This window comes from Stenotrophomonas sp. P5_B8 (genome assembly GCF_054049855.1).
The window spans coordinates 1-3,430 of sequence record NZ_JBFULO010000403.1 but is presented as its reverse complement, the minus strand read 5'-3'; the positions used below and the strand labels follow the sequence as shown (position 1 = coordinate 3,430).

The window sequence follows — 3,430 nt, the reverse complement described above, 5'->3', positions numbered from 1 at the left end:
GCACGCCGCCGAGCTTGATCTTGGTCACATAGGGGGCCACCGCCGGCTGGTCCAGGGCCTGCACATACTGGTAGTACGTGTTCCACTTGAACAGCGCGGTATCCAGCCCGAGCAGCAGCAGGGTGAGATACCCGGCAAAGCAATAGCCGGCAAGCACGGTCACCAGGGTCAGCCCTGCGGCGACAACGATCTTCTGCGTGGACAATCCCCAATCCTCCATGATGCGTCCCCCAAGGACGCTACGACTAGCGCCGACGCTTTCGCGATGTCGTGCGCTTTTCTACGATTTCGTCTTCCACGCTTACCGCTTCATCCTTCGCCAGCAACCGCTCCCACTGACTGTGCGCATCGTCGAGCGACACGACCTCGGTGATCCTGGCCCCTTCAGAGGTGAGCACGGCGAAGCCGAACACATCCGCCGGACTGTACACCGGTGAATTTGTCAGGGCCACCAGTTGATAGCGCCCTCTGGACTGCAGTGGATGCGGATACTCGACCATCAGCGATGCTCCCCGGCCAAGGACCTTGGCGCGCATGCTAAGCGAAGCAGCACGTGATGCCAATCAGAAAAATCTGATGAAGGCCATGTGAAGATTGGCAGGGGCTGCCCCAATCTGTGAACTCCGTCGGCGCCGCTCATCGGGAGAACTCGCGGTGGGGCTGCGCGTCGGATGGGGGGAGCAAGGCAGCATCCAATGCGTGGGATCGCTGCAGTGATGTCGCCAGGTCTGGCACGGCTTCTGACAGATCCATGCTGATCCGGTAGCCCGGCGGAAAGGTCTGTGAGACGAATGCGTGGCCGTCATGGATCTGGGCCTGGAGGCGGTCGATGGCGGTGACGCCGCTCTCCTTGGCCAGGACCGTGGCATGCATGACTTGTTCGTCGGACACCGAGGACGGCAGCCTGTCGCGAATGGCAGCGTACAGCGCACGATCCGGATGTCCCGGACCCGGCGGCACCGCCGCAACCGGCTGGTCCTGCCCGGCCGCAATCGGTACGGCCCGCGATGGGAAGCGTGCACGCAGGTGCGGATCGACCGCTTCGGCGTTGTAGGGGTCTTCGACCTTGTCGACCTGCCCCTTGGGCACCAGCCGTTCGATGTAGCCATCCGGCGTGCTGCGGTCGACCTTGGACCCGAGCCGATAAAGCAGTGACCCCTCCTCCGAACGGTGCACCACAGTGAGACGTGGGTCATCCGGTTCCGCCTTACGTTGCAGCAGGGGCGTGTCACTGAGGCCGTTGAGATAGTCGACCATCAGGTTGCCACTACGGACCCCGAGGCCGTCGCGGTGGTAGCCGCCGCCGATGTCCACGTGTGCGCCGGCGACGCTGACGCCCAGGAAGCGACCGTCGGCGGACAGGCCGGGGTCGATGATGTGGGTGGAGCGGAACAGGCTGCGGCGTTCGTCGTCGGCAATGATCTGCAGGCCGGACAGCACCGACGGGGGCAGGCGCCGGTCGTGGTCGCGCGCCGGCTCGCCGGTCCCCACCGGGTCGAACAGGCCCACCGCCTGGGCGACCTGCCCGGGTGCCACCAGCGGCGGCCGGGTGTACTGCACGTCGGTGATCTGGCCGTGCGAATCGCGGGTGTAGCGCGCGCCGGAGGGGTCCTGGATGCCACGCTCGTGCACCAGCCGGGCGAAGCCGGCCGCCTGCTCGGCACCGCGGCTGAAGCCGATGTCGGCGACGCGGATCTGCACCTGCGGGTCGTCAGCACGCCACTGCTTGGCCTGCTCGATGAACTGCCGGTACATCTGCTCCAGGCGCTCGTCGTAGGTGTGGCCGCGGGCGCCATCCCAGGCACGGTCGATCAGGTTGTCCTGGGTGCCGGGGCCGGCGACGTAGCCGGCGCGCACCTGGGTCTGCCCCGATTCGTTGAGCGCCTGGACCTGGTCGCGGATACGGGCCACGTTGGTGGCATGCCCGGGATCCTTGTCGGCGTCGCTGCCGGTGCCGTCGAAGGCGGCGACATACAGGCGTTCATGGGGATCACCGACGTGCAGCAGGACAGGCACCTGCAGGGTGCCCAATGCCCGGCGGGCGTCGGTGTAGCTCTGCAGCCGGGCGGCGTCGGCCGGGTAATGCGATACCCCATCCTCGCGCAGGCCGTCGCGGCCGATTCCATGTTTGTCGTCTGGCATATCCCTGCCCCGTGCTTTAGTAGGTCCGGTGCCACGCTTCGATCAGATCGGCGCGGAAGTCACTGTCCGGGTTGCCCGCCACCTGCAAGCTGCGGGTGGGAATGAACATTTTCATGAACACCCGCACGGTGCGGTCGTCCACTTCAATGAAGATGCTGGGCTCGCCGGCCGGGCCGACGAAGGCACCGTCAGGGATCTCCTCCCCCGGCACGCGGTGCAGCACCTTCTGGTCGGCGAAGATCGCGCCGATGTCCACCTCTGCCTGATGCTGGCTGCCATCTTTGGACGTCCAGCGCAGCTGCGCCGGCGGCGGGAAGTTGCGCACGCCGATGTGGCTGGCAAACCCCCAGCGGTCGCGGTGGCCATCGGTGGCCGCTGGCGAGGGGGTGTCGAGGTGGCTGCGAGTGAGCTCATCGCCTGCGTAGACCACACTGCAGGTGAGCGTGTCATAGCAGTGCGCGTCGACGTTGTGCTGGACAAAGCGCAGCGGGACGCTGTTGCCTGCCGCCGGGGGCGATGTCGCGGCCTGGGCCGGGGAACTCATGGTGGATTGGCATCCTGCGGCAAGAAAAACGACCAGGGCGATCAGCAGCGACCGCCGGAAAGGACCTGCCTGGGGCAACGAACGCATGCAAGGACCCCAGCTGGAAGGAGCGTGCCTGGCCGCACCGGAGACACGGCGCGACCGGACCCAGCCTAGCGGCGGTGTCACGTCAAGTGCAACTCTGGCCGGGCGACACCCTGTGGTGCTGCAAACTGCCATCTCCACCGGCTAGGCTTGCAGGTTGCGCGGAGGGTTGCTCCGCATCGACGTCAGGGAAGGAGCACGTATGCAGACCGCGAGCCTGTTGTGGGGACTGTTGATGGGAGTGATGGCGGTCATCTGGCTGCTGGTGCCGTTCGCGGTGTTCGGGATCAAGGGGCTGTTGCGGGAGATCCTGGCCGAGCAGAAAAGGACCAACGAACTGCTTGCCTACGGGCCACGCGCCCAGATTCCGGAGGCGCCCGAGGCCACGCCGATCCCGCTGGCCCGGCGCTATCCCTGAGCCCCTCGGCCGCGGCGGCAGCCGGTGGACGCAGCGCTGCGCCCGCGCGCTCCTCGCGCTGGGGGCCGCTTCAGGGCGGGCGGACCACAGCATTCCATGGTGCACAGCGCTCATGCTGCGGCGCAGCAGTACAATAGCCGACCGAACCTGTCCCACATTCCGCCCGTATGAGCCCCTCCCCCGTTCCCTTGGCCGCGCGCCTGACCCCGCGTCAGCGCACTTTCATCCTGCTGGCCCTGTCG

The 3,430-nt window shown here is 66.8% G+C and carries 4 protein-coding genes and 1 pseudogene; 1 reads left to right on the top strand and 4 read right to left on the bottom strand.

Annotation, left to right across the window (positions count from 1 at the left end; genetic code table 11):
* The 4 genes and pseudogenes from ACXJKH_RS17115 to ACXJKH_RS17100 all read right to left on the bottom strand — a co-directional run.
* A pseudogene (locus tag ACXJKH_RS17115) lies at nt 1-205 on the bottom strand (type IV secretory system conjugative DNA transfer family protein); the annotation flags it as partial.
* Nucleotides 206-245: 40 nt separating this feature from the next.
* Nucleotides 246-536, bottom strand: a complete 291-nt coding sequence (locus ACXJKH_RS17110; protein WP_256774393.1) for a hypothetical protein — start codon at nt 534-536, stop codon at nt 246-248.
* A 100-nt stretch (nt 537-636) separates the two neighbouring features.
* On the bottom strand, nt 637-2,142 hold the full coding sequence (locus ACXJKH_RS17105) for a phospholipase effector Tle1 domain-containing protein (RefSeq protein WP_457321118.1): 1,506 nt from the start codon (nt 2,140-2,142) through the stop codon (nt 637-639).
* 16 nt (nt 2,143-2,158) lie between these two features.
* Nucleotides 2,159-2,686 (bottom strand): hypothetical protein, encoded by a 528-nt coding sequence (locus ACXJKH_RS17100; RefSeq protein ID WP_457321116.1) that lies wholly within the window; start codon nt 2,684-2,686, stop codon nt 2,159-2,161.
* A 286-nt stretch (nt 2,687-2,972) separates the two neighbouring features.
* Between ACXJKH_RS17100 and ACXJKH_RS17095 the strand changes: the two genes are divergently transcribed.
* Nucleotides 2,973-3,188 carry a hypothetical protein gene (locus ACXJKH_RS17095; protein WP_256774396.1) on the top strand — a complete coding sequence of 72 codons (216 nt, stop codon included), beginning with the start codon at nt 2,973-2,975 and terminating at the stop codon, nt 3,186-3,188.
* Nucleotides 3,189-3,430: the final 242 nt, after the last annotated feature.

Coding starts and splice junctions, on each gene's coding strand:
- ACXJKH_RS17110 (WP_256774393.1), bottom strand. CDS start 536: ATGCGCGCCAAGGTCCTTGGCCGGGGAGCATCGCTGATGGTCGAGTAT.
- ACXJKH_RS17105 (WP_457321118.1), bottom strand. CDS start 2,142: ATGCCAGACGACAAACATGGAATCGGCCGCGACGGCCTGCGCGAGGAT.
- ACXJKH_RS17100 (WP_457321116.1), bottom strand. CDS start 2,686: ATGAGTTCCCCGGCCCAGGCCGCGACATCGCCCCCGGCGGCAGGCAAC.
- ACXJKH_RS17095 (WP_256774396.1), top strand. CDS start 2,973: ATGCAGACCGCGAGCCTGTTGTGGGGACTGTTGATGGGAGTGATGGCG.